This is a genomic window from Metapseudomonas boanensis (genome assembly GCF_042232855.1).
GTDB lineage: Bacteria > Pseudomonadota > Gammaproteobacteria > Pseudomonadales > Pseudomonadaceae > Metapseudomonas > Metapseudomonas boanensis.
On the sequence record NZ_CP113889.1, the window covers coordinates 1,544,624 to 1,568,345 of the forward strand.

At 64.3% G+C, this 23,722-nt stretch carries 21 protein-coding genes and 1 other RNA gene; 9 read left to right on the forward strand and 13 right to left on the reverse strand.

What is annotated here, in order from left to right; translation table 11 throughout:
• The first annotated feature begins 62 nt into the window (after nt 1–62).
• Together OXH74_RS07035 and OXH74_RS07040 are read left to right on the forward strand one after the other, a co-directional pair.
• Nucleotides 63–2,372, forward strand: a complete 2,310-nt coding sequence (locus tag OXH74_RS07035; protein WP_375740627.1) for a multiheme c-type cytochrome — start codon at nt 63–65, stop codon at nt 2,370–2,372.
• A gap of 106 nt (nt 2,373–2,478) precedes the next feature.
• Entirely contained in the window at nt 2,479–2,787 is a 309-nt protein-coding gene (locus OXH74_RS07040; RefSeq protein ID WP_375740628.1) for a DUF2388 domain-containing protein, read from the forward strand.
• Nucleotides 2,788–3,271: 484 nt separating this feature from the next.
• Here OXH74_RS07040 and gcvP read toward each other — a convergent pair whose 3' ends face one another.
• From gcvP to OXH74_RS07085, 9 genes are all read right to left on the reverse strand, one after another.
• Nucleotides 3,272–6,148 carry an aminomethyl-transferring glycine dehydrogenase gene (gene gcvP / locus OXH74_RS07045; RefSeq protein WP_375740629.1) on the reverse strand — a complete coding sequence of 959 codons (2,877 nt, stop codon included), beginning with the start codon at nt 6,146–6,148 and terminating at the stop codon, nt 3,272–3,274.
• Nucleotides 6,149–6,211: 63 nt separating this feature from the next.
• Nucleotides 6,212–6,601, reverse strand: a complete 390-nt coding sequence (gene gcvH, locus OXH74_RS07050; protein WP_375740630.1) for a glycine cleavage system protein GcvH — start codon at nt 6,599–6,601, stop codon at nt 6,212–6,214.
• A gap of 43 nt (nt 6,602–6,644) precedes the next feature.
• Complete coding sequence (gcvT, locus tag OXH74_RS07055) at nt 6,645–7,727, reverse strand: glycine cleavage system aminomethyltransferase GcvT (RefSeq protein ID WP_375740631.1); 1,083 nt, start codon at nt 7,725–7,727, stop codon at nt 6,645–6,647.
• A 156-nt stretch (nt 7,728–7,883) separates the two neighbouring features.
• Nucleotides 7,884–9,503, reverse strand: coding sequence for an ABC transporter permease (locus OXH74_RS07060; RefSeq protein ID WP_375740632.1), 1,620 nt, complete (start codon nt 9,501–9,503; stop codon nt 7,884–7,886).
• Between the two features lie 71 nt (nt 9,504–9,574).
• Nucleotides 9,575–10,576: an extracellular solute-binding protein gene (locus tag OXH74_RS07065; protein ID WP_375740633.1), complete on the reverse strand. Its 1,002-nt coding sequence runs from the start codon at nt 10,574–10,576 to the stop codon at nt 9,575–9,577.
• A 311-nt stretch (nt 10,577–10,887) separates the two neighbouring features.
• Nucleotides 10,888–12,105, reverse strand: coding sequence for a 2-octaprenyl-3-methyl-6-methoxy-1,4-benzoquinol hydroxylase (locus OXH74_RS07070; protein ID WP_375741577.1), 1,218 nt, complete (start codon nt 12,103–12,105; stop codon nt 10,888–10,890).
• Between the two features lie 52 nt (nt 12,106–12,157).
• Nucleotides 12,158–13,342 (reverse strand): 2-octaprenyl-6-methoxyphenyl hydroxylase, encoded by a 1,185-nt coding sequence (ubiH, locus tag OXH74_RS07075; RefSeq protein ID WP_375740634.1) that lies wholly within the window; start codon nt 13,340–13,342, stop codon nt 12,158–12,160.
• Between the two features lies 1 nt (nt 13,343).
• Nucleotides 13,344–14,678, reverse strand: a complete 1,335-nt coding sequence (gene pepP, locus OXH74_RS07080; protein WP_375740635.1) for a Xaa-Pro aminopeptidase — start codon at nt 14,676–14,678, stop codon at nt 13,344–13,346.
• A gap of 44 nt (nt 14,679–14,722) precedes the next feature.
• On the reverse strand, nt 14,723–15,277 hold the full coding sequence (locus OXH74_RS07085) for a YecA family protein (RefSeq protein WP_375740636.1): 555 nt from the start codon (nt 15,275–15,277) through the stop codon (nt 14,723–14,725).
• A gap of 202 nt (nt 15,278–15,479) precedes the next feature.
• Between OXH74_RS07085 and OXH74_RS07090 the strand changes: the two genes are divergently transcribed.
• The 4 genes from OXH74_RS07090 to OXH74_RS07105 all read left to right on the forward strand — a co-directional run bounded on the left by OXH74_RS07090 (nt 15,480) and on the right by OXH74_RS07105 (nt 16,827).
• Nucleotides 15,480–15,686 carry a TIGR02449 family protein gene (locus OXH74_RS07090; protein ID WP_375740637.1) on the forward strand — a complete coding sequence of 69 codons (207 nt, stop codon included), beginning with the start codon at nt 15,480–15,482 and terminating at the stop codon, nt 15,684–15,686.
• Nucleotides 15,686–16,000, forward strand: a complete 315-nt coding sequence (locus OXH74_RS07095; RefSeq protein WP_215372127.1) for a cell division protein ZapA — start codon at nt 15,686–15,688, stop codon at nt 15,998–16,000. Before OXH74_RS07090 ends, OXH74_RS07095 begins: the two co-directional genes overlap by 1 nt.
• A 34-nt stretch (nt 16,001–16,034) precedes the next feature.
• A non-coding RNA gene (ssrS, locus tag OXH74_RS07100) (6S RNA) lies at nt 16,035–16,214 on the forward strand.
• A 7-nt stretch (nt 16,215–16,221) separates the two neighbouring features.
• On the forward strand, nt 16,222–16,827 hold the full coding sequence (locus OXH74_RS07105; protein WP_215372129.1) for a 5-formyltetrahydrofolate cyclo-ligase: 606 nt from the start codon (nt 16,222–16,224) through the stop codon (nt 16,825–16,827).
• Nucleotides 16,828–16,866: 39 nt separating this feature from the next.
• On the opposite strand, the gene OXH74_RS07110 is transcribed toward OXH74_RS07105, so the two are convergent.
• Complete coding sequence (locus OXH74_RS07110; protein ID WP_285899527.1) at nt 16,867–16,998, reverse strand: hypothetical protein; 132 nt, start codon at nt 16,996–16,998, stop codon at nt 16,867–16,869.
• 202 nt (nt 16,999–17,200) lie between these two features.
• Between OXH74_RS07110 and OXH74_RS07115 the strand changes: the two genes are divergently transcribed.
• Nucleotides 17,201–17,650, forward strand: a complete 450-nt coding sequence (locus OXH74_RS07115; RefSeq protein ID WP_375740638.1) for an EVE domain-containing protein — start codon at nt 17,201–17,203, stop codon at nt 17,648–17,650.
• 51 nt (nt 17,651–17,701) lie between these two features.
• Nucleotides 17,702–19,546, forward strand: coding sequence for a diguanylate cyclase (locus OXH74_RS07120; protein WP_375740639.1), 1,845 nt, complete (start codon nt 17,702–17,704; stop codon nt 19,544–19,546).
• Here OXH74_RS07120 and OXH74_RS07125 read toward each other — a convergent pair.
• Nucleotides 19,537–19,944: a flagellar basal body-associated protein FliL gene (locus OXH74_RS07125; RefSeq protein ID WP_375740640.1), complete on the reverse strand. Its 408-nt coding sequence runs from the start codon at nt 19,942–19,944 to the stop codon at nt 19,537–19,539. The two genes, OXH74_RS07120 and OXH74_RS07125, sit on opposite strands and share 10 nt — an antisense overlap.
• A gap of 193 nt (nt 19,945–20,137) precedes the next feature.
• Between OXH74_RS07125 and OXH74_RS07130 the strand changes: the two genes are divergently transcribed.
• Entirely contained in the window at nt 20,138–21,115 is a 978-nt protein-coding gene (locus OXH74_RS07130; RefSeq protein WP_375740641.1) for an NADPH:quinone oxidoreductase family protein, read from the forward strand.
• Between the two features lie 125 nt (nt 21,116–21,240).
• On the opposite strand, the gene OXH74_RS07135 is transcribed toward OXH74_RS07130, so the two are convergent.
• The gene (locus tag OXH74_RS07135) at nt 21,241–22,209 is read right to left on the reverse strand and encodes a CDP-6-deoxy-delta-3,4-glucoseen reductase (RefSeq protein WP_375740642.1); all 969 of its coding nucleotides are present in this window, start codon (nt 22,207–22,209) and stop codon (nt 21,241–21,243) included.
• Complete coding sequence (gene ubiD, locus OXH74_RS07140) at nt 22,209–23,675, reverse strand: 4-hydroxy-3-polyprenylbenzoate decarboxylase (protein ID WP_375740643.1); 1,467 nt, start codon at nt 23,673–23,675, stop codon at nt 22,209–22,211. Before ubiD ends, OXH74_RS07135 begins: the two co-directional genes overlap by 1 nt.
• Nucleotides 23,676–23,722 lie beyond the last annotated feature (47 nt).

Sequence of the window (23,722 nt, forward strand, 5' to 3'; positions counted from 1 at the left end):
GCTTCCGGCAGCATCATCGAAGCTGCCCAACCTTGAAGCGCGCCAGCACAGCGGATGTCTGCATGCCGAAGCCCTCCGACTCGCCACAACGCAATCCTCGCTCTGCCCGCCCGGTCTATCCGGTGCTGGCCGGGCTCTTGCTGCTGTTAGGCCTCAGTCTGTGGCTGGCTCTGCAGGGTGGGCGTGGCGAAGAAGCACTGCCGCTCCGGCAGTCGGAACCCGGCACGCCTCCCGCTGCCATGGTCGACGAAGCCCTGTGCAGTGGCTGCCACAGCCCGCAAACCAAGGCCTGGCAAGGCACCCACCATCAACTGGCGATGCAGGCGGCCAGCGAATCCAGCGTGCTCGGCGACTTCAATGATGCGCGCTTCCAGGAAGGCGAGGACACCACGCGCTTCTTCCGCAAGGATGGAGGCTTCTGGATCAACACCAAAGGCCCGGACGGCACGCTCGCGGACTTCAAGGTCGCTTATACCCTGGGCGTGACGCCGCTGCAGCAATACCTGATCGAACTGCCCGGCGGCCGCCTGCAGGCCCTGGACCTTGCCTGGGATACCGAGAAGCACGCCTGGTTCCAGCCAGCCCCCGGCCAGGGCGTTACCTTCAAGCATCCACAGCACTGGAGCCAGCCGCAGCAGAACGCCAACGCCCAGTGCATCGATTGCCACAGCACCGGCTACGAACGTAACTTCGACCCAGCCAGCAACACATTTGCCAGCCACTGGAACAGCCTTGGCGTCGGCTGCCAGGCCTGCCATGGCCCGGCCTCCCGTCACCTGGAATGGGCAGCGAAAAGTCGCGACGCGGCCAATGCCGGTTTTACCCAGAAGCTGTCCAGGGTGGATAACGTCACCGAGGTGGAAACCTGCGCCCGTTGTCACGCCCACCGCGCACCGCTGGGCGACGGCTCCGGCCACGCCCAGCGGCTGATGGACGACTACCTGCCCAGCGCACTCACCCGCGAACTCTATGAACTGGACGGCAAGATCAAGGATGAGGTGTTCGAGTATGGTGCCTTCACGCAAAGCACGATGTTCGCCAAGGGCCTGCGCTGCAGTACCTGCCATGATCCGCACAGCACGGTGCTGAAGGCTCCGGGCAACGGCGTTTGCCTGCAATGCCACAACCCCGCCGAAAAGCGCCTTGCCGGCATCGACGCCAAACGCCTGAAGGCCAAAGACTACGAGTCTCCCGAGCATCACCACCACCTTCAGGGGCAAGCCGGCTCGCAATGCGTGGACTGCCATATGCCGGGCAAGCTTGCCAGGGGCAACGATTTGCGCCACGACCATGGCTTCAGCCTGCCCAACCCTGCGCGCGCGCTCAGGCTGGGTACGTCCGACGCCTGCCTCAGCTGCCACCGCGCGACGCCTGGGGACCGCTTGGCCGAGCAATTCCGCCAGTGGTACGGCGATGACAAACGCGGCGCCCCCCGTTACGACGACAGCCTGTGGCTGGTGCGCAATGGCAAGCCCGGGGCTTCACGGGCCTTGTTCCAGCAACTGGAGACCAGGGACCTGCCAGCCATCCGCCGCGCCACACTCCTGGCGGAGCTGCCCACCTACCCCAGCGAACGCGCGCTCAAGGCCGCCGCCAATGACCTGGTGAACCCGTCGCCGCAGGTGCGCGAAGCCGCGGTAAAGGCTGTCGCCGCCCTGGTGCCGCCGGAGCAACGGCGCAACCTGCTGGCACCTTTGCTGATCGACCCCGTGCGCGCCGTGCGCATCGCCGCGGCTTATGAGCTGCTACGCCTGCGCGCCACTGGGCTGGGCAATTACGAAAAGAGCTGGACCAAGGCCATCGGTGAATACGAAGCCGCACTGCTGAGCCAGCAGGATCGAGCCGAAGCCAACCTCAAGTTGGCTGCCCTGTACCAGGCCAACGGTCGTTCCGATGACGTCGAGCACTACCTGCGTGCCGCCCTGCAGCGCGATCCGGACTACCTGCTGGCACTGGTCGGCCTGACCCAGTGGCTGGACAGCAATTTCCGCTGGGAAGAGGGCCGAGCCCTGCTGGACCAAGCCATCGCCAATCATCCGCAATCCCCCCTGCTACAGCAGGCCAACGGCCTGGCGCTCATGCGCAAGGGCGATCGCGAGGCCGCCTTGAAAGCCTTTGCAGAATCCACGCGACTGGAGCCGGACAACGGCCAATACGCCTACGCCTACGCCGTGGCGCTACACGACAGCGGGCAATTGGAGCCCGCCTGCCAGCAACTGGAAAAGCTGCTGGAGCGTGAGCCCGCCAACCGCGAAGCGCGCCTGGCGCTGATCAACTATTGGCGCGAGGCCGGGCAGATCCAGAAGGTGCAGGCGCTGCTCGCAGAACTGGAACAACTCAACCCGGACGATCCTTCACTGCGTCGCGAATGAACCGGAGCGCAGGCTGGCGCTACGCGCCGGCTGGCGATTTGCTGGAACTCAACGCCGGGCAGATGAATCTGATACGCGAGTCCACCTGTGTTTTGGAGTTGTTCCCATGCGTACTCGACTTTTTGCAGCGACCCTGGCCCTGATCGCCATTCCCGTCGGCTCGGCGATGGCCGACGACGACTTCTGGAAGAGTGTCATTTCCTCCGGCGCGACGACCGCGTCCACCTACGTCACCTTCAAGGACGACAAACTCATCGTCGCGGCCCAGGACGATGCCAGCAGCTTTGTGGCCAGCGGCGGCGAAATTCGCGGCCCGTACCTGGAGGCTGCGCTCAAGCAGATTCGCTCGGAAAACCCGGGTCTCCAGGCCAGCGACGAAGAGCTGGCCAGCGCGATCCTCGCGACCGAGAAGTGATCCCCGGAGCGCCAGCCAGGCCTGAGCATGCGGGCGTTTAACCACAGACTCGACGGAATGAGAGCCGGGCTGCCCCATAGTGCAGGCACCTCGATCACTACGGAGGCAGTTTCTTGCTCCGCTGAGTGCTTCAGGTCAGTGTGAATCTCTCGGCACACTGGCCTTGCGCCTGTGCTTCGGTGCGAACCTGGTCATTCTTGCCTGGCCATTGCCCGACGAGCTTTCGTAAAGGACCTAGTGGCCTGTCTGGTTAATTCGTTTATCTATCGCGGTCTTTGCAGGCTGCTTGCACTTCCCTCATCCGAACGCGGCCCGCCCCCTCTCCCGGAGGGAGAGGGGGGACCAGCGCTTGCTCGGATTAAAGTCAACGAACTTAGCCAACAGGACACCAGTGGCCCTGATTATCGAAGGGGCAGGCATCCAAAAAGGTTGACGCAGGCCAGGAACCGGCCTGCGGTAGCGAGCACTCCCGTGAATACGCATGTCACTCCCGGTACTCGTCCACTGGCACGCAGGCGCAGAACAGATTGCGGTCGCCGTAGACGTTGTCCACCCGGTTCGCCGATGGCCAGTACTTATGCGCGCGGGTATGCGCGGAGGGGGTCACGGCCTCTTCGATGCTGTACGGGCGCTCCCACACGCCAATGACATCCGCCAGAGTATGCGGCGCACGCTTGAGCGGGTTGTCCTCGGCCGGCCAGTCGCCGGCCTGGACCTTGGCGATCTCTGCACGAATGCTCAGCATCGCCTCGATGAAGCGATCCAGCTCGTGTTTGTTCTCGCTCTCGGTCGGTTCGATCATCAGCGTGCCGGGCACTGGGAAGGACATGGTCGGGGCATGGAAGCCGTAGTCCATCAGGCGCTTGGCCACGTCCTCCTCGGTGATGCCGGTTTCTGCCTTGAGCGGACGCAGGTCGAGGATGCATTCATGGGCCACGCGACCATTGCGACCGCTGTAGAGCACCGGGAAGGCATCGCCTAGCTGCTTGGCCAGGTAGTTGGCACTGAGGATCGCCACCTCGGTGGCATCGGCGAGCTCGGGCCCCATCATGGCGATGTACATCCAACTGATCGGCAGGATGCTGGCGCTACCCCAGGGTGCCGCGCTGACCGCGCCGTTCTCAGGGTTGGGCCCCTTGAGTTCGATTACCGGGTGATTGGCGACGAAGGGCGCCAGGTGCGCGCGCACACCGATCGGTCCCATGCCGGGTCCGCCGCCGCCGTGGGGGATGCAGAAAGTCTTGTGCAGGTTCATATGCGAGACGTCGGCACCGATGTCCGCCGGCCGAGCCAGGCCGACCTGCGCATTGAGGTTGGCGCCGTCCATGTACACCTGCCCGCCCTGGCTGTGGATAACCTCGCAGATCTCGCGGATGCCCTCTTCGTACACACCATGGGTCGAGGGGTAGGTCGCCATCAGGCAGGACAGTTGGCCGCCAGCCTCAGCGGCTTTGCGCTTGAGGTCCTCGAGGTCGACGTTACCCTCGGCGTCGCACTCGACGATGACCACACGCATGCTCGCCATCTGCGCCGAGGCCGGGTTGGTGCCGTGGGCCGAAGCCGGGATCAGGCAGATGTTGCGGTGCCCTTCGCCACGGCTCTCGTGGAAACGGCGAATCGCCAACAGACCAGCGTACTCGCCCTGGGCACCGGAGTTGGGCTGCATGCAGATGGCGTCGAAACCGGTGATGGCGCGCAGCCAGGCTTCCAGCTCGTCGATCATCAGGCTGTAGCCCAGTGCCTGGTCGCGTGGAACGAAGGGGTGCAGATGGGCGAATTCCGGCCAGGTGATAGGGATCATCTCGCTGGTGGCGTTGAGTTTCATGGTGCAGGAACCGAGCGGAATCATCGCCTGGTTCAGCGCCAGATCCTTGTTCTCCAGTTGCTTGAGGTAGCGCAGCATCTCGGTTTCGCTGTGGTGGGCGTTGAACACCGGATGGCTGAGGTAGTCGCTGGTCCGTGCGAGGTCGGCCGGAATGCCGGGAACGATCACCGCTTCGTCTAGCTCAGCGACGCTGAGGCCGTGGTCGGCGCCGAGGAAGATGCAGAACAGCTGCTCGACGGTCTCGGGTGTGCTGGTTTCGTCGAGGCTCACACCCAGCTTGCCGCGACCGAGGATGCGCAGGTTGATGCGCGAGGCCTTGGCCGACTCGATGATGGCAGTCTGGCTGCCGCCCACGTCCAGGGTCAGGGTGTCGAAGTAATACTGGTTGTCGCGATGCACGCCCTTGCGCGCCAGGCCCTCGGCGAGGATCGCAGTGAGCCGGTGCACGCGCTGGGCGATGCGTTTGAGCCCCTCCGGACCGTGGTAGACGGCGTAGAAGGCGGCGATGTTGGCCAGCAGCACCTGTGCAGTGCAGATGTTGGAGTTGGCCTTCTCGCGGCGAATGTGCTGCTCGCGGGTCTGCAGGGCCATGCGCAGGGCCACATTGCCGCGCGCATCCTTGGAGACACCGATGATGCGCCCGGGCATGGCGCGTTTGAATTCGTCGCGGGTGGCGAAGAAGGCTGCGTGCGGACCGCCGTAACCCATGGGCACACCAAAGCGCTGCGCGGAGCCGAATACCACATCGGCGCCCAATTCGCCAGGCGGGGTCAGCAGCAGCAGGCTGAGTAGATCGGTGGCGACGCAGACCAGGGCCTGTTGCCCGTGCAGGTGCGCGATCAGCGGACGCAGATCGCGAATCTCTCCGTGGGTATCGGGGTACTGCAGCAGGGCTCCGAACACCTGGTGCTGCGCGAGGTTATCCACAGCGTCGATCACCAGCTCGAAGCCGAAAGCATCGGCGCGGGTCTGCACCACCGAGATGGTTTGCGGGTGGCAATCCTCGTCGACGAAGAACAGGTTGCTCTTCGACTTGGCCACCCGCTTCGACAGGGCCATGGCCTCTGCGGCGGCGGTGGCTTCGTCCAGCAAGGAGGCACTGGCGAGATCGAGGCCAGTGAGATCGATGGTCAGCTGCTGGAAGTTCAGCAGCGCTTCCAGGCGCCCCTGGGCGATCTCCGGCTGATAAGGCGTGTAGGCCGTGTACCAGCCGGGGTTTTCCAGCACGTTGCGCAGGATCACGGTCGGCGTGATGGTGCCGTAATAACCCATGCCGATCAGGCTGGTCCAGACCTGGTTCTGTCCGGCATATCCGCGCAGCTTGGCCAGGGCACCCTGCTCGTCCAGCGCTGCCGGTAGCTCCAGCGTGCGATTGAGGCGGATTGCCGGAGGCACCGTCTGCACGATCAGCTCGTCACGGTTCGCCAGGCCAAGCTTCTCGAGCATGGCCTGCTGTTCGCGTTCGTCCGGGCCAAGATGCCGGCGAAGGAAGGCGTCGGGCTGGTGGAGCTGGGACAACGAGGGCGTCTGGGACATGTTCGTGGCCTCTAGAAAACACAAAGCCTCGACTAGCGAGGCTTTGAAAGGATAGCGGGAGAATCAGCTATCGGCGTCGGCGGCTGCCTTGTAAGCGGCAGCGTCGAGCAGTTTGTCGAGCTCGGCGACGTCGCTCGGCTTGACCTTGAAGAACCAGCTGCCGTAGGGGTCGCTGTTGACGCTCTCAGGGGCGTCGCTGACGGCGTCGTTTACCGCGATCACTTCACCGCCGATCGGCGAGTAGATGTCGGAGGCGGCCTTCACCGACTCCACCACGCCTGCTTCCTGACCGGCAGCGAGGGTCTTGCCAACTTCCGGCAGCTCGACGAAAACCACGTCGCCCAAGGCTTCCTGGGCATGGTCGGTAATGCCGACGGTGACGGTGCCATCGGCTTCCAGGCGGGCCCATTCGTGACTGGGGGCGTAACGCAGTTCAGCGGGAATGTTGCTCATAGTGAGGTCCTCAGAGACTTTGGCGGATGGCCCGCCTGAAAATTTAGATCAAGGCTTTGCCATTGCGCACGAAGTTCGCTCGCACGACACGCACCGGATACCACTTGCCACGGATTTCCACCTCGGCGCGCTCACCGGTCGCCGCCGGCACTCGGGCCAGGGCGATGGATTTACCGAGGGTAGGCGAAAAACTGCCGCTGGTGATTTCGCCTTCGCCAACGCCCTCAACTCGCACCACCTGGTGGGCACGCAGCACGCCGCGCTCCTCAAGCACCAGGCCGACCAGCTTGCTGGCCACACCGGCATCACGCTCGGCCTCCAGGGCCTTACGGCCGATGAAATCGCGATCAGCCGGCTCCCAGGCGATGGTCCAGGCCATGTTGGAGACCAGTGGCGATACCGCTTCGGTCATGTCCTGGCCGTAGAGGTTCATCCCGGCTTCAAGGCGCAGGGTGTCACGGGCGCCAAGGCCGATGGGGGCGATGCCGGCACCGACCAGTTCACTGAAGAAGCCGGCTGCCTGATCGGCGGGCAGCATGATCTCCAAGCCGTCCTCGCCGGTGTAGCCAGTGCGGCAGATGAACCAGTCGCCCTCGGGCAGTCCCTGAAAGGGTTTGAGCTCGTGGATCAGCGCGGCGCGCTCGGTGCTCACCAGCTCGGCGGCCTTGGTCCGGGCGCTGGGTCCCTGGATGGCCAGCATGGCCAGTTCCACGCGCTCGCGGAGCTGGACATCGAAGCCCTGGCTACGCGCCTCCAGCCAGGCCATGTCCTTGTCGCGCGTCGCAGCATTGACCACCAGGCGGTAGCCGAAATCGGTGAGGTAGACGATGAGGTCGTCGACGATGCCGCCCTGCTCGTTGAGCATGGGGCTGTAGAGGGCCTTGCCAAGCACCTGCAGGCGCCCGACATCGTTCGCCAGGAGGATCTGCAACCAGGCCTTGGCCTGAGACCCGCTGACATCGACCACGGTCATGTGGGAGACGTCGAAGACGCCACAATCGCGGCGCACCTGATGGTGCTCCTCAACCTGGGAACCGTAGTGCAACGGCATGTCCCAGCCGCCGAAATCGACCATCTTGGCTCCCAGTGCCACGTGCTGGTCGTGCAGTGGAGTGCGCTGTCCCATGGGTTTCTCCTTCCGGGCTTGGCGAAGATGCGGTGGGCCGTCCTGGCCGGCTGGGCGGGTTGCCGCAGCGTGGTTCTGACGGGGTGGGCCGCAACGAATGGCGCGCATTGTAGCCGCAAGGTCGGAGACTGGACACTCCGGCCGGCGGCCGGTGATTCAGTGGCCGATTCGTCGCGCCGAGCGGCGTATCAGGCTGATTACCGGCAGCAGGCCAACCAGCACCAGCGTCAGCGCCGGCAGCGAGGCGCGGGCCCATTCGCCTTCGCTGGTCATCTCGAAGATGCGAACGGCCAGAGTGTCCCAGCCGAACGGACGCATCAGCAGGGTGGCCGGCATTTCCTTGAGTACGTCGACGAACACCAGCAGCGCCGCGCTGAGGGCGCCCGGCACCAGCAACGGAACGTAAACGCGGAAGAACAATCCGCTGCCGCCGACACCGAGGCTGCGTGCGGCCTCCGGCAAGGAAGGACGAATCCGCGCCAAGCTTCCTTCCAACGGGCCGTAAGCCACCGCCATGAAGCGCACCAGATAGGCCAGCAGCAAGGCCAGCAGGCTGCCCAGCAAGAGCGGCTTGCCGGCACCGCCGAGCCAGCTGGACAGTGGGATCACCAAGTGGGTGTCGAGGTAACTGAACGCAAGCATGATGGAAACCGCCAGCACAGAACCCGGCAGCGCGTAGCCGACATTGGCCAGCCCTACCGCCGCGCGGACGGGCCGGGTCGGCGCCAGGCGTCGGGCGAACGCCAGCAACAGCGCCACGCAGACCGTGATCAGCGCTGCCATGCCACCCAGGTAGAGGGTGTGCAGGATGAGTCCGGCGTAGCGCTCGTCGAGGTCGAAGCGGCCACGCTGCCAGAACCACACCAGCAGTTGCAGCACAGGGATGACGAAGGCACAGGCGAATATCAGGCCGCACCAGGTGCTGGCTGCCAGGGCCTTGACTCCCTTCAGCGGGTACAACGCCTTGCCCCGGGGACGCTCGCTCGCCGGCCGACTGGCACCGCGCGCACGACGTTCGCCGTAGAGCACCAGGCAGACGCCGAGCAGCAGCAGGCTGGCCAGTTGCGCGGCGCTGGCCAGGCTGAAGAAGCCGTACCAGGTCTTGTAGATGGCCGTGGTGAAGGTATCGAAGTTGAACACCGCCACCGCACCGAAATCCGCCAGGGTTTCCATGACCGCCAGCGCAAGGCCTGCACCAATGGCCGGACGCGCCATTGGCAGTCCCACGCGCCAGAAGGCCTGCCAGGGCGACTGGCCAAGCACGCGCGCCGCCTCCATCAAGCCCTTGCCCTGGGCCAGGAAGGCACTGCGCGCCAGCAGGTAGACGTAAGGGTAGAAAACCAGCACCAATACCAGAATGACGCCGCCCGTGGAGCGTACACGCGGCAGCCGCAGCCCGCTGCCGAACCATTCGCGTAGCAAGCTTTGAACCGGGCCGGCAAAGTCGAACAGACCAATGAAGACAAAGGCCAGAACATAGGCCGGTATCGCGAAGGGCAGCATCAGCGCCCAGTCCAGCCAACGCCGCCCCGGAAAATCACAGAGGCTGGTGAGCCAGGCCAGACTGACACCGAGCAGGGTCACGCCGACCGAAACGCCCAGCACCAGCACCAGGGTGTTGCTCAGGAGCCGCGGCATCTGGGTATCCCAGAGGTGGGTCCAGATCTCGCCATCCACTTCACCCCAGGACAGCACGAGCACGCTAAGCGGGAGCAGTACCAGGACGGCGACGGCAAAGCTGATGGGATACCAGCGAAGCTGGGCGGAATGGGCCACGCGGAACCTCTCGGATCAAAACCAGACGCCCCGGATTAACCGGGGCGCCGAGTATGAAGTAGGAACCTCGATCAGTTCCAGCCGACGCGGTCCATCATCTTGATGGCTTCGGCCTGGCGTTTGCCGGCCACCTCCACTGGAATGCTGTCGGCCTTGAAGGTGCCCCAGGCGGCGACCTCGGCAGATGGTTTGACGGCCGGGTTGGCCGGGAACTCCTGGTTGATGCTGGCGAACAGGCCCTGTGCCTCGTCGGTGGTCATCCACTCCACCAGGGCCTTTGCAGCTTCCGGATGCGGGGCATGCTTGGTCAGGCCGATGCCGGACAGATTGACGTGCACGCCACGATCGGCCTGGTTCGGCCAGAAGATCTTCACGCGCAGGTCCGGGTTCTCCTTGTGCAAGCGGCCGTAGTAGTAGGTGTTGACGATGCCGACGTCGCACTGGCCAGCGTCCACGGCCTGGATCACCGCGTTGTCGTCGGCGAATACGTCGGTGGCCAGGTTATTCACCCAGCCTTTGAGAATCTCTTCGGCCTTGGCGGCGCCGTGGGTCTCGATCAGTGTCGCAGTCAGCGATTGGTTGTAGACCTTCTTGGCGGTCCGCAGGCACAGGCGGCCTTCCCAGTTCGCGTCGGCCAGGGCCTCGTAGGTCGACAGTTCCTCGGGTTTGACGCGCTCGGTGGAGTACACGATGGTCCGTGCACGCAGCGACAGGCCGGTCCAGCCTTGAGTGCTGGAGCGGTACTGGGAAGGAATATTGGTCTCGATCACCTTGGAGGTGAACGGCTGCAGGATACCCATCTGCTCGGCCTGCCAGAGGTTACCGGCATCGACGGTGAGCAGCAGGTCGGCCACGCCGTTCTCGCCTTCGGCCTTGATCCGCTGCATCAGCGGGGCTTCCTTGTCGGTGATGAATTTGATGGGCACGCCAGTCTTGGCGGTATAGGCGTCGAACACCGGTTTGATCAGCTCGTCGATGCGCGAGGAATAAACCACCACCTCGTCGGCAGCCTGGACCGATGTGGCAGCGGCGGTCAGCGCCAGCAGCGCGAAGAGGGATTGACGTACCTGCATTGCGGGAGCCTCTGGATAGCAACGAAGGCCTGAATGATAGTCAACCTCAGTTGCGGACAGAAGCGGTTTTTACGTCGGGGGTGTTTCCATTTTTCTCCCCTCTCGCTGAGAGAGAGGGGATCGGTCCAGATCCCGGCGAGGCCTTCCCTGTGTTCAAGAGCGACTTGAACGAAGAACAAGATACAAGGTTGGTGCAGGGCAAAGCGAAGCCCAACCAGCAGCTCTGCGGAATACGCTTTGGCTTGGCTGAAGCCTCCCTCACCCCAACCCTCTCCCGGAGGGAGAGGGAGCTGCTCGTGCAGGCCCGAACCTCAGGCCCGAGCCAGCTCTGGCAAGTCACCGGAAAGCCCCAGCGCCTGGCGCACGAACATCGCCTTGGCCTCGGGCATGCCGTCGACCCATTTCAGGCCGCTGTTGCGGAGCCAGCGTACGGGTAGCGGGTCAGCCTGGAAAAGGCGTTCGAAGCCCTCCATGGCCGCCATCATGGCCAGGTTGTGCGGCATGCGGCGGCGTTCGAAGCGGCTCAACACACGCTCATCGGCCAGGCGCTCGCCGCGACCGATGGCATGCAGCAGCACTTCAGCGAGCACCGCAGCATCGAGGAAACCCAGGTTGACACCCTGCCCCGCCAGCGGATGGATGGTATGGGCAGCATCGCCGATCAGCACCAGGCCTTCCTCCACGTAACGCTTGGCATGGCGCTGGCGCAGCGGGATGCACAGCCGCGGATCGGCGGCCAGCACCTCGCCAAGACGCCATTCGAAGGCCTTGCCGAGCGCCTGGCAGAACGCCGCATCGTCCAGTGCCATCAGGCGTTCGGCTTCTGCCGGAGTGGCCGACCAGACAATCGAGCACCAATGTTCGTCGCCTTCCCGGTCGAGCGGCAGGAAGGCCAGCGGACCGTCATCGGTGAAGCGCTGCCAGGCGGTACGCTGGTGCGGTTCGGCGCAGCGCACGCTGGTGACGATGGCGTGGTGCAGGTAATCCCACTCACGGGTGGCGCAACCGGCGAGACGACGCACGGCCGAGTTGGCGCCGTCGGCCGCCACCACTAACGGCGTGCGCAGCTCGCGGCCATCCACCAGGGTCAGCAGCCAGTCATTGCCGGAACGGCGCAGGCGCTCCAGGCGCGAGCCGGGCATCAGGCCGATGTCGGTGTCATGCAGTGGCTCCATCAATGCATCCTGCACGACACGGTTCTCGACGATGTGACCAAGCACTTCGGCATGCACGCTGGATGCGGAAAAGTGAATCTGCCCGGTGCCTGAGCCATCCCAGACGTGCATGTCGCTGTAGGGACTGCTGCGCCGCGCCTCGACACCGCGCCAGGCTCCCAGCCGCCCGAGAATCCGCTGGCTGGCAGCGGACAACGCGCTGACCCGCGGTTCGAAGGACGCCGCGCGATCGAAGGGTTTGACGCTGAGGGGGCTGCCGTCGATCAGCAGGATGTCCAGGCTGCTGTCTTTGAGGGCAAGTGCCAGGGCACTGCCGACCATGCCGGCGCCGACGATGATCAGATCCGCTCGCATTTCCATATCAGGCCTGATGGCTCCCGTTTAGTCCGAATCGAGGCAAACCCGGTCAACCCGGGCGAGTCCCCAGGCCCATGGCCTGGCGGGCGAACCAGCGTTTCGCCGGTGGCAGCAGGTCGAGGCCGAGCAGGCCCAGGTTGCGACCAGCGGTAAGCAGCGGTTCGGCGTTGGAGAACAGTCGGGTCACCTGGTCGGAAAAACCCACCGTCAGTTGCTGGTCCAGCCGCTGGCGTTGCAGGTAACCCTGCAGCGTGGCGAAGTCGCCCAGCGGTGCCGCGCCGGCCAGCAGCGTCTCAGCCAGGGCCAGGGCGTCACGCAGCGACAAGTTGTAACCCTGACCGGCGATCGGGTGCAGGCTGTGGGCGGCGTTGCCGAGCACCACCAAGTGCGAGCGCACTTGCTCCTCGGCCTCCACCAGTTCCAGCGGATAGAGGTTCCGCGCACCGACCTGCTGGAAAGCGCCGAGGCGATAGCCAAAGGCATCCTGCAGCTCATCGAGGAAGCGCCGCTCATCGAGCTTGGCGAGGCGCTCCGCATCGTTGCCGGGGCGACTCCAGACCAGCGCACAGCGGTTTCCCGGCAGCGGCAGCAAAGCCATTGGGCCAGCGTCGGTGAAGCGTTCGAAGGCCTGGCCACGATGGGCCTCAAGCGGGCTGACGTTGGCGATCAGCGCCGTCTGGCGGTAAGGCGTGCGCCGTACGCCGATGCCCAGCTGCTCACGCAGACTGGAGCGGCCACCGTCAGCGAGGATAGCCAGGGCGCAGTCGAGCTCGGTTTCGTCATTCAGGGTCAGGCGGTAGCCGTCCTCCAGGGCCTGCATGCGGGCGACCTCGGCCGGGCAGTGCCAGCTGACCACCTCGCTGTCCAGCGCCTGCCAGAGACACTGGCCCAGCCAGGCGTTTTCCACCACATAGCCCAGTGCCGGGACGCCCTCCTCAAGCGCCGAGAGACGCGCCGCGCCGAAGCGCCCGCGATCGGACACCTGGATCTGCAGGATGGGCTCGGCGCGCCGCGCGATGTTCTGCCAGAGGCCGAGGCGCTCGTAGATCTGCCGGCTGCCGAACGACAGCGCAGAAGATCGCGCGTCGTAGCTCGGCTGGAAGCTGTCGCCGGGGGCGAAGGGCTCGATCAGGACGATCTTCCAGCCCCGCGCCCGGGCGCCGTCCTGCAGGGCCAGGGCGAAACTGGCGCCGACCAGGCCTCCACCAATGATCGCAATCTGGTTCCGGTGCATGTCAGGCAGCCTGGGACCGCGCTGCAGCCATCAGCGCCTCGATCTCGGCGACGGTCTTGGGCACGCTGCCGGTAAGGATCTCGCAGCCCGTGCGGGTCACCACCACATCGTCCTCGATGCGCACACCGATGCCGCGCCATTTCTTCGGCACGTTCTGGTTGTCCGCACCGATGTAGATGCCCGGCTCAACGGTCATGGCCATGCCGGGTTCCAGCACGCGCCATTCGCCGCCGACCTTGTAGTCGCCGACGTCGTGCACGTCCATGCCCAGCCAATGGCCGGCGCGGTGCATGTAGAAAGCCTTGTAGGCTTCGCTGGCGATCAGCTCATCAACCTCGCCCTTGAGCAGACCCAGCTCCACCAGGCCGGAGGTGATTACCCGCACCGTGGCTTCATGGGCCTCGTTCCAGTGCTTGCCAGGGGCGATCTGCTCGAACGCCGCCTCCTGCGACTTGAGCACCAGCTCGTAGATCGCCTTCTGCTCAGGGCTGAAGGTGCCGCTGACCGGGAAGGTGCGGGTGATGTCACTGGCGTAGCAATCGAGCTCGCAGGCGGCGTCGATCAGTACCAGGTCGCCATCCTTGAGCGGCGCGTCATTCTCGCGGTAGTGCAGGATGCAGGCGTTCTTGCCGGCGGCGACGATGGAGCCATAGGCCGGCATCTTCGCCCCGCCACGGCGAAACTCGTATTCCAGCTCGGCTTCCAGGTGGTATTCGTAGAGTCCGGCACGCGCGGTCTGCATGGCGCGAACATGAGCGCGGGCGGATACCTCCGACGCCTCGCGCATCACCTTCACCTCGGCCGCAGACTTGTACAGGCGCATGTCATGCAGCAGGTGGTCGAGGGCGACGAACTCGTTCGGCGGCTGAGCGCCCTGGCGAGCCTTGGAGCGGATCACGTTGACCCACTCCATCAGGTGCTGGTCGAACTCGGTGTTGGTACCGATGGAGTAGTAGACGCGGTTGCGCCCTTCGATCAGCCCGGGAAGGATGTCGTCGATATCGCCAATGGGGAAGGCATCGTCCGCGCCGTACTCACTGATCGCGCCGTCCTGGCCCGCACGCAGGCCATCCCAAAGCTCACGCTCGGGATCACGTTCACGACAGAACAACACATACTCGCCGTGCTCGCGACCGGGGATCAGTACCAGCACTGCTTCCGGCTCGGGGAAGCCGCTGAGGTACTGGAAATCGCTGTCCTGGCGGTAGACGTGCTCGACGTCGCGGTTACGGATGTAGACCGGCGCCGCAGGCAGGATGGCGATGCTGTTGGCCTCCATCTCGGCCATCAGCGCCTTGCGCCGGCGAGCGTACTCGGACTTCGGGATACGGGTCATGCGCGCTCCTTCTCGACGGGCGCCGTAGCGCCCGCGACACGGGTTCAATGCAACGAGGGTTTCGGCACCGGCGCAGCCGCCTTGGCGCACTCGGTAAACAGCAGCAGCGGGGCGACGCGCAGATACTCCATCACCTCCATGTAGTCGGACTCGCCGTCGTCGGAGTCCTCGAGTGCGCTCTGCACCTGGGCAATCGACGCGAGGTCCTGCAGCACTTCGACGGCCTCACCGGACAACGCACCTTCACGCGCGGTCAGGCCGAAGCCACCGAGGAAGCCCTGGCACCATTGGCCCAGCGCGGCAGCTCGCTCGGTCAGGGGCACATCGTCGCCCGGGAGCAGGAGCACGACAGCCATCTCGGTGCCGGTAAGCTCGGCCTTGACCATTTCCTGGAGGCCGATCAGGGCCTGGCGCACGTTGTCCTGCGGAGCGCTACCGAGCAGCTCGGCGGCATCCTCCAGCCAGGGCTCGGGCTCGAAGCCAGCACCAGCACAGCTGCGACCGAGCAGCATGCCGTGCAATTCGGCAGGGGAAACTGGCTGACCACTGGTGGCGAGCAGTGCGGAAAAAGCAGCGTAAGGGGAGTTCGAACTGGGCATGGTGGCTAGGCGCCAGAAGGCGCAATCACTAGAATGGAGGCCTCGTATCCTAGCAGCCTGGCGCGGTGAAGGCAGCATCGGTCGCCCGGGTACCCGCCCCGACGATTGAGTGTGCAATGTGTCATGCCAGCCGCCGACGGGTTTGACCCATCCCCGCGCCGGTCCTATATAGTCCCGGTCACTCCCAATCAAGTAGACGCCCATGGAAGACGCCGAACTGCATGCGCTGACCACCAAGCTGGAACTGCTGATCCAGCGAGTCGAGCAGCTGAAGGCCCAGAACCGGCTCCTGCTTGCCAGCGAGAAGGCCTGGCGCGAAGAGCGCGCCCATCTGATCGAAAAGAACGAAATGGCCCGGCTGAAGGTCGAAGCGATGATTTCGCGCCTCAAAGCCCTGGAGCAGGATTAATGAGCCAGTCCAATACCGTCACCGTCCACATCCTTGACAAGGAATACTGCATCGCCTGCCCGGCGGACGAGCGCGCCAACCTGGAAAGCGCAGCCCGTTACCTGGACGGCAAGATGCGAGAGATCCGTTCCAGCGGCAAAGTGATCGGCGCAGATCGCATTGCCGTCATGGCCGCTCTGAACATCACCCACGACCTGCTGCATAAGCAGGAGCGCCTAGATCAGGAGGCCACCTCCACCCGGGAGCACGTGCGTGACCTGCTCATGCGGGTCGACCACGCGCTCGCCGCTGATCCGGACAGCCAAGAAGCCTGACGCCAGAGCCATTGCTTGGGGTATACTCGCGGCCAGCTCCCTGGTGTGTTGGCCAGTCGGTGACGTCCCTGAGCCGATACGCACAACCACGGGGGGTGCATGTTGGGGCCGGTGTGCATGTCCGCCTGACGGAAAGCCTTAACGCCTCCTGCATCCTCCACCTTGAACTTTCGGGTTCAAGGGCTAACCCGACAGCGGCACAACCGGGGAGTCTTTTTTTCATGATCAGCGCCGGCAATCTCTCCCGCCAGGCACTGCGCCGCCTGCTTCGCCAGGCTCGACGCGCACTTACCCCCACTCAGCAGAAGCAGGCCGCCAAGGCACTCTACCGCCAGCTCGCGCAGGATCCGCTATTCCGCCGCTCCCGCCATGTCGCGCTGTACTTGCCGACCAATGGCGAGATCGACCCGCGCCCGCTGCTGCGTGAAGCGCAACGCCGGGGCAAGCGGACCTACCTGCCCGTCTTGAACGCATGGCCGGCCGAAAAGATGGTCTTCCAGCGCCTGCATCCTGGGGAAAAACTGCGAAAGAACCGCTTCCGCATCCTCGAGCCGCGCGCCAATCCGGCGCTGCAGCGCAAGGTCTGGGCACTGGACCTGGTCATGCTTCCGCTGGTCGGGTTCGACGAGCAGGGCGGTCGCCTGGGCATGGGCGCCGGCTTCTACGACCGCAGCCTGGCTTATCTGGCGCGACGCAAGCAATGGCGCAGCCCCACCCTGCTGGGGCTGGCGCATGAGTGTCAGAAGGTCGACAGGCTGGAACTCGCGAGCTGGGACGTAGCCTTGCAGGCGACGGTAACGGACAAGGGGTGGTACGAGAGGCGCTGATGCGCACACCGCGATCCTTGCGGTGCGCACCAGGTGGAATCAGGGCTGCTGGGTCACGATCGTGGGTTCGCTGCTCTGGCGCTCCCACAGGCTCTGCGTGTAGCCGGTAGTAACCACGCCCAAGCCGAAAATAATGACCAATACCCAGAGAATGTCTGGCTTGCGTTTCATCGATTGCCTCCCCCTTGCAGGCAAACTTCGCACGATGACCGATTGCGATTTGTTGTTTTGGTAGGCCGTGCGGCGGCGATCAGCTTAAAGTGCGGCATTCTCAGGCAACGTGATCGAACACGCAATTTATGATGCCAACCGGCCGACAGCCGGGCCAAGCTTTGATGTCCGCAGAAATGACTTACGAGCAGGAGCAAAGTTCATGCCTTATTGGCTGATGAAGTCAGAGCCCGACGAGCTCTCCATCCATGACCTCCAGCGGCTCGGCACAGCGCGCTGGGATGGCGTGCGCAACTACCAGGCGCGCAACTTCCTTCGCGCGATGCAGCCCGGCGACCTGTTCTTCTTCTACCACTCCAGTTGCCCCGAACCGGGCATTGCCGGAATCGCCCGCCTCATCGGGGAGCCGTATCCGGACCCGACTGCACTGGACCCGCAAAGCCACTACCACGACGCCAAGGCCAGCGCGGAAAAGAACCCCTGGAGCGCGCGCGACGTGGAGTTCGTCGAGGCCTTCGCTCGTGTGATCCCCCTCGCCCGCCTGCGCGAACAGGCAGTCCTGGCGGGTATGCCGCTGGTGCAAAGAGGCAGCCGCCTGTCAGTGATGCCGGTCACCGAAGAAGAATGGAGCGGCGTGCTCGCATTGCGTTGAGTCGCCCATGGCCCTGTGCTATGACGAAGCTGTATTCCCAGGGGCTTGCCGATGCTGCATTCACCTCCCGTTTGGCTGCTACGACTGGCACTGGCCCTGTTGCTCCTGGTCCTGTCAGGCACCAGCCTGCTGCTCTTCCAGCAAATGGAGCGCGCCCAGCAGGACGCCATCGGGGAACGTGTCGGATTCCAGGCCAGGACCCTGGCCATCCGACTGGAAAACAGTCTGACCGATGAGGTCGAAGCCCTGCGCCGCATGGCGCTGCTATGGAACCATCGCGGACGCATCCCCCATGATGAGTGGATGCTGGAAGCCCAGTTCGCCCTGGACCACTTCCAGGGCTATCAATCCATCCAGTGGCTGGACTCCACCCTGAAGCTCCGCTGGGTGCAGCCGCTCAAGGGCAACGAGGCAGCCCGCGGCTTCCGCCTGACGCCCAACCACCCCAATTTCAACCTGGCCATGCAGGCCAAGGCCAGTGGCCAGCCACAGCTCTCCAATAGTGTCGAGCTGGTTCAGGGGGGGCGCGGCTTCGTCCTGTACACACCGCTCTATATCGCCAACGACCAAAATGCGCAGACATTTGACGGCTTCCTCCAGGGCGTGTTTCGCGTCGAGCGCCTGATGGACAAGCTTCTCGAGGGCCTGGACAACGAAGATTTCAGCGTTCGCCTGCTGGAATCCGGAAAACCGCTATATCACCGTGAGCGCCCCCAGAGTCTGAACGAGCTCGAGCAGCAGGTCCCACTGCACCTGCTGAACAATCGCCATTTCGCGCTGCAGCTCAGCCCCACCTCCGCGCTGGTCAAGCAACTCAGCTCGCCCCTGCCCCGCTTCGTCTTCGGTGCCGGACTGCTCACCAGCCTGCTGCTGGTCGCTGCCCTGGCCCTGGCCCTGGAGAACGCGCGGCGCGCCGATGCCTTGCAAACGGGCTATCGACGGCTCAACCAGGAGGTCAGGCAACGCGAGGAAGCCGAGCAGGAGCTACGCGAAAGCCGCGAGCGCCTGCAACTGGTCCTGGATTTGACCGACTCCAGTCGGGACGGGCTGTTCATCCTCGACCTCGCCAGCCGGGACGTGCTGCACATGAACCAGGCCACTTACAGCAGCCTGGGCTACAGCGCCGAAGATTTCCGCCAGCGCCTGAAGGACGACCCTGAACACTTGCTGCCAGGCTTCCACGCCTGGCTGGAGAGCGTCCATCAGGCCCATCTGGATAAGCAGTCCACCATCTTCCAGCGCGAAATGCGACGCAGCGACGGCAGCCTGCAGGCAGCCGAGATCAGCGCCCAACTGGTCAAGCGCAACGGGCGCGAGTACCTGATCGGCGTCTCGCGAGACAATCGCGAACGGCTCGAACTGGAAGCGCGGCTGCAGCGGCTGTCGCATCAGGATGGCTTGACCGGGCTGTACAACCGACGCCATTTCGACCGTCAGCTAAGCGGCGAATGGCGACGCCTGCGCCGAGTCGGCGCGCCGCTGGCCCTACTCATGCTGGACGTGGACCATTTCAAAGCCTTCAACGATCGCCTGGGTCACCAGGCGGGCGACGATGCATTGCGCCGAGTCGCCGTGGTCCTTCAGGAGAGCCTCCAGCGAGAAGGCGATGTGGCCTGTCGTTACGGTGGCGAAGAGTTCGCGATCATCCTCGCCAACACCTCGGAACAGGGTGCGCTGAATGTGGCCGAGCGAGTCAGACAACAGGTCGAGATGCTGTGCATACCGCACCCGGACGGTATCGATGGCCGGCTGACCCTGAGCATCGGGATTGCGGTGTCAGACCCCGCACGCGAGGAGCAACCCGACAGCCTCGTTGCGCGTAGTGACGCTGCGCTCTACCGGGCCAAGCACGAGGGGCGCAATCGCACCTGCCTGTGGGGGCCGAATCAGGGCTGAAAGATCAGGTTGTTGAACAGCAGGTCATCCACCAGCGGCTGCCCTTCCTCGCTGTGCAGGACCTGCTGGACCTGCTTGAGCGCCTCCTGGCGGAGTTGCTCCTTGGCCTCGGGAGAACCCAGCGTCTCATCGGTCTGCTGTGAAAACAGCATAATCAGTTGGTTGCGAATCAACGGCTCGTGACGGGTAACCTTGATCTCGGCATCAGTGCTGGCGACACGCAGCGAGATATCCGCCTTGTAGTACTTCAGACGCGGCCCGATGCCATAATTGCCCACCAGCGACGGGACCAGGTCGATATAGGCGACCTTGGGCGCCTCGTCCCCTTTGGGCTCTTCCTCAGCCATGGCCAACAGGGGAAGGGTCAGGGCCAGCAGTAATGCAGTCAGTCTTTTCACCAGGGTCATTCCTCGGGACGAATGGCGCCTAGCATAGCCACAGCCGCCAGCGGGCCCAAGACCGAATGTTTATGCCGCCCTATCAGATCCGGGCATGCTGATTGACCCTAAAGGCCCGCCACCTACACTGCAAGGCCATGCGCCCGGGACCAAAGATTGCGGGCACACTTGCCCAACGCCCAGGAGCCTCCCGATGAAAGCCGTCCTCTGCAAAGCCTTCGGGCCCGCCGACACGCTGGTGCTGGAAGAAATCGCCAGTCCGGAACTGAAAAAGAACGAGATTCTGATCGACGTCTTTGCTGCCGCCGTCAACTTCCCCGATACGCTGATCATCGAAGGCAAGTATCAGTTCAAACCGCCCTTCCCCTTCTCGCCGGGCGGCGAAGCGGCCGGCATCGTCGCGGCAGTAGGTGAAAAGGTCAGCCATCTCAAGCCGGGCGACCGTGTGATGGCGCTGACCGGCTGGGGCAGCTTCGCCGAGCAGGTTGCCGCGCCGGCATACAACGTGATGCCGATTCCCAAGGGAATCGACTTCAACACCGCGGCTGCGTTCGGTATGACCTACGGCACCTCGATGCATGCGCTCAAACAGCGCGCGAACCTGAAGGCGGGCGAGACACTGCTGGTGCTTGGCGCATCGGGTGGTGTCGGGCTGGCCGCTGTTGAAATCGGCAAGGCCATGGGCGCGCGCGTGATCGCTGCGGCCAGCAGTGCGGACAAGTTGGCGGTAGCCAAGGCAGCCGGCGCCGACGCGCTGATCAACTACAACGAAGAGAACCTCAAGGAACGCGTGAAGGAACTTACCGGTGGCCAGGGCGCGGACGTGATCTACGACCCGGTGGGCGGAGACCTGTTCGACGCCGCAATCCGCAGCATCGCCTGGAATGGCCGCCTGCTGGTAGTGGGCTTTGCCAGCGGGCGTATCCCGGAACTGCCGGTGAACCTCGCGTTGCTCAAGGGTGCGTCGGTGGTCGGCGTGTTCTGGGGCTCCTTCGCCCAGCGCCAGCCCCAGGACAACCTGGCCAACTTCCAGCAGCTGTTCGCTTGGTACGCCGAAGGCAAGCTGAAGCCGCTGGTGTCCCAGACCTTCCCCCTCGAGCGTGCGGCCGACGCCATCAACGCCCTGGCCACGCGTCAGGCTGTGGGCAAGGTGGTGGTGGAGGTGCGCTGAGGCAGATCCATAGGGCACGCCACGCGCACCAATGGCTCCGAGAAGGAGTGCAGGTGCGCGCACGCATCCTACGAAGCACCAAGATTGAAGGCCGCCCTCCGGCGGCCTTTGTCATTTACGAGGCATCAGGCCCTAGGCGCATAGGCGAACACATCCGCGCGCATCTGATGGGCATCCATGCCGGCCGCCACCAACGCATCCAGAGTGGCGTAGACCATGGCGGGAGAGCCGCTGGCGTAGACGTGCAGTGACTTGAGATCGGGGAAATCCTCGCAAACCGCCTCATGCAGCAAGCCGCAGCGCCCGGTCCAGCCGCACTGGTCGCTGACTACCTGGTGCAGGCTGAGGTTGTCCAGTTCCTGCCACTCGGCCCAATGCGTCAACTCGTAGAAATCTTCCGGCAGGCGCACACCCCAGTAGAGATGCACTGGGTGCTTGAAGCCCGCTGCGCGGCAATGCTCGATCAAGCTGTGCATCTGCGCCATACCCGTGCCTGCTGCAATCAGCACCAGTGGGCCATTCGGCAATTCGGCGAGGTGGGTATCGCCGAAGGGCATGCGCACGCGCGCCATGCCGCTGCGTTGCAGTTGCTCGATCAAGGCCTGGGCGCTGGGTTCGCGGGCAAGGATGTGCAGCTCAAGGTCGCGCCCCTGCCATGGTGCCGAGGCCAGCGAAAACGCAGCGCAATCGCCACTGTCGCGCTCGATCAGAAGGTACTGCCCGGCGTGATAGCGCGGCAGTTTCCCCGCCGGGGTCCGCAAACGGACCCGCCAGACATCGCCGCCCACCGGCACACACTCGCTGAGCTGGCAGTTGAGCTCGCGCTCCGGCAGCTTGCCCGGCGCCAGCACACCATCCCAATGCAGCACGCAATCCTCGAGGGGTTCGGCCAGACAGGTGAAGAGCTCGCCCTGGCTCAGTTCGACGCCGTTCTGGCGGACTCGTCCCTCCACCAGCAGAGCGGCGCAGATATGGCAGTTACCATTGCGACAGCTCTGCGGGCAGTCATAGCCGAGGCGGCGCGCGGCATCGAGGATGCGCTCGCTGGGAGCCGCCTCGATGATTGCGCCGGAGGGTTGCAGGGTGACACGCATCACTCGATTCCCAAAGATGACCAGAGTTCGTCGACGCGACGCTTGACCGCCTCGTCCTGGACGATCGCCCTGCCCCATTCGCGATTGGTTTCGCCCGGCCACTTGTTGGTGGCGTCCAGGCCCATCTTCGAACCCAACCCAGAGATCGGCGAAGCGAAATCGAGGTAGTCGATCGGCGTATTGTCGATCATCACCGTATCGCGTTTGGGGTCCATGCGCGTGGTGATGGCCCAAATCACATCGTTCCAGTCCCGCGCATTGACGTCGTCGTCGGTAACTATGACGAACTTGGTGTACATGAACTGTCGCAGGAACGACCACACGCCCAGCATTACGCGCTTGGCGTGCCCCGGGTACTGCTTCTTCATGGTCACCACCGCCATGCGGTAGGAGCAGCCTTCAGGCGGCAGGTAGAAGTCGGTGATCTCGGGAAACTGCTTTTGCAGGATCGGCACGAAGACTTCGTTCAGCGCCACGCCGAGGATTGCTGGCTCATCCGGCGGCCGCCCGGTGTAGGTGCTGTGGTAGATCGGCTTCTGCCGGCGAGTGATGCGCTCCACGGTGAACACCGGGAAGCGGTCGACTTCGTTGTAGTAGCCGGTGTGGTCGCCATAGGGACCTTCGTCTGCCATCTCGCCGGGGTAGATCAAGCCCTCCAGGACGATTTCGGCAGTGGCCGGGACCTGCAGGTCATTACCCAGGCACTTCACCAACTCGGTGCGGTTGCCGCGCAGCAGACCAGCGAAGGCGTACTCGGAGAGGCTATCGGGAACCGGGGTGACAGCGCCCAGGATGGTCGCCGGGTCCGCGCCCAGGGCAACGGCCACCGGGAACGGCTGACCAGGGTGTTTCTCGCACCACTCACGGTAGTCGAGCGCACCGCCACGGTGGCTCAGCCAGCGCATGATGACCTTGTTGCGGCCAATCACCTGCTGGCGATAGATGCCGAGGTTCTGCCGATCCTTGTTCGGGCCACGGGTTACCGTCAGACCCCAGGTGATCAGCGGGCCCACGTCGCCGGGCCAGCAGGTCTGCACTGGCAGTTTCGACAGGTCGACATCGTCGCCTTCCTCGACCACTTCCTGGCAGGGGCCATCCTTTTGCACCTTCGGTGCCATGGCAATGACTTTTTTGAAGATCGGCAGTTTCGACCAGGCGTCCTTCAGCCCCTTGGGCGGCTCGGGCTCCTTGAGAAAGGCTAGCAGCTTGCCGATCTCGCGCAGCTCCGAAACCTCTTCGGCGCCCATGCCGAGCGCAACGCGCCCAGGTGTGCCGAACAGATTGCCAAGCACCGGGATGTCATAGCCCGTGGGTTTCTCGAACAGCAGGGCCGGGCCCTGCTTGCGCAGGGTTCGATCACAGATCTCAGTCATTTCCAGCACAGGCGATACCGGGACGCCAATGCGTTTCAGCTCGCCACGCTTTTCCAGGCCGGTGATAAATTCGCGCAAGTCGCGATACTGCATGCTTGAGCCTCTTGGGGCGTGCAGGTCGGGGCGCAAAGTTTAGCGCC

Coding starts and splice junctions, on each gene's coding strand:
- OXH74_RS07035 (WP_375740627.1), top strand. CDS start 63: ATGCCGAAGCCCTCCGACTCGCCACAACGCAATCCTCGCTCTGCCCGC.
- OXH74_RS07040 (WP_375740628.1), top strand. CDS start 2,479: ATGCGTACTCGACTTTTTGCAGCGACCCTGGCCCTGATCGCCATTCCC.
- gcvP (WP_375740629.1), bottom strand. CDS start 6,148: ATGTCCCAGACGCCCTCGTTGTCCCAGCTCCACCAGCCCGACGCCTTC.
- gcvH (WP_375740630.1), bottom strand. CDS start 6,601: ATGAGCAACATTCCCGCTGAACTGCGTTACGCCCCCAGTCACGAATGG.
- gcvT (WP_375740631.1), bottom strand. CDS start 7,727: ATGGGACAGCGCACTCCACTGCACGACCAGCACGTGGCACTGGGAGCC.
- OXH74_RS07065 (WP_375740633.1), bottom strand. CDS start 10,576: ATGCAGGTACGTCAATCCCTCTTCGCGCTGCTGGCGCTGACCGCCGCT.
- OXH74_RS07070 (WP_375741577.1), bottom strand. CDS start 12,105: ATGCGAGCGGATCTGATCATCGTCGGCGCCGGCATGGTCGGCAGTGCC.
- ubiH (WP_375740634.1), bottom strand. CDS start 13,342: ATGCACCGGAACCAGATTGCGATCATTGGTGGAGGCCTGGTCGGCGCC.
- pepP (WP_375740635.1), bottom strand. CDS start 14,678: ATGACCCGTATCCCGAAGTCCGAGTACGCTCGCCGGCGCAAGGCGCTG.
- OXH74_RS07085 (WP_375740636.1), bottom strand. CDS start 15,277: ATGCCCAGTTCGAACTCCCCTTACGCTGCTTTTTCCGCACTGCTCGCC.
- OXH74_RS07090 (WP_375740637.1), top strand. CDS start 15,480: ATGGAAGACGCCGAACTGCATGCGCTGACCACCAAGCTGGAACTGCTG.
- OXH74_RS07095 (WP_215372127.1), top strand. CDS start 15,686: ATGAGCCAGTCCAATACCGTCACCGTCCACATCCTTGACAAGGAATAC.
- OXH74_RS07105 (WP_215372129.1), top strand. CDS start 16,222: ATGATCAGCGCCGGCAATCTCTCCCGCCAGGCACTGCGCCGCCTGCTT.
- OXH74_RS07110 (WP_285899527.1), bottom strand. CDS start 16,998: ATGAAACGCAAGCCAGACATTCTCTGGGTATTGGTCATTATTTTCGGC.
- OXH74_RS07115 (WP_375740638.1), top strand. CDS start 17,201: ATGCCTTATTGGCTGATGAAGTCAGAGCCCGACGAGCTCTCCATCCAT.
- OXH74_RS07120 (WP_375740639.1), top strand. CDS start 17,702: ATGCTGCATTCACCTCCCGTTTGGCTGCTACGACTGGCACTGGCCCTG.
- OXH74_RS07130 (WP_375740641.1), top strand. CDS start 20,138: ATGAAAGCCGTCCTCTGCAAAGCCTTCGGGCCCGCCGACACGCTGGTG.
- OXH74_RS07135 (WP_375740642.1), bottom strand. CDS start 22,209: ATGCGTGTCACCCTGCAACCCTCCGGCGCAATCATCGAGGCGGCTCCC.
- ubiD (WP_375740643.1), bottom strand. CDS start 23,675: ATGCAGTATCGCGACTTGCGCGAATTTATCACCGGCCTGGAAAAGCGT.